The sequence below is a fragment of the Halorubrum sp. SS7 genome (genome assembly GCF_005435055.1).
GTDB lineage: Archaea > Halobacteriota > Halobacteria > Halobacteriales > Haloferacaceae > Halorubrum > Halorubrum salinarum.
The window spans coordinates 1-423 of sequence record NZ_SGXV01000346.1 but is presented as its reverse complement, the minus strand read 5'-3'; the positions used below and the strand labels follow the sequence as shown (position 1 = coordinate 423).

General features: G+C 56.7%; 1 protein-coding gene. It reads left to right on the top strand.

The annotated features are described in order from the left end of the window. Positions 1-423, top strand: a 423-nt coding sequence (locus EXE44_RS18310) for an ABC transporter permease (RefSeq protein ID WP_158293511.1), incomplete at both ends; no start/stop codon positions are given.

Below are 423 nucleotides of genomic sequence, written 5' to 3'. Positions count from 1 at the left end.
AAAAAAAGACCTCCGCGACGCGGTCCGGTCCCGGTGGCTACTCGGATTGACTCTGTTGTTCCTCGGTCTCGTCTCTTTCGTCGCGTATCAGGTGCGACCACCGACCGGCGAAACGGTTTCATCGAATGCGTTCCTAAATGTCCGGCTCATCGGGTTCATGGTCGGAACTCTCCTGCCGCTCACCGCATTAGTCATCAGCTACAACGCGATCAGCGGCGAACGCGAGTCGGGGTCGATCAAGCTTCTGCTCTCTTTACCGAATTCCCGGACTGACGTGGTTCTTGGGAAGCTCGCCGGTCGATCGATCGCCTTCTCTTTGTCCGTTATCTCCGCGTTTGTCTTTCCTGCTCTCCTGCTTGCGGTCGGCCCGCTTGAGCTTGATCTGGTGAAATTCGCAGCATACGTCTTCTTCGCCTGTCTGCT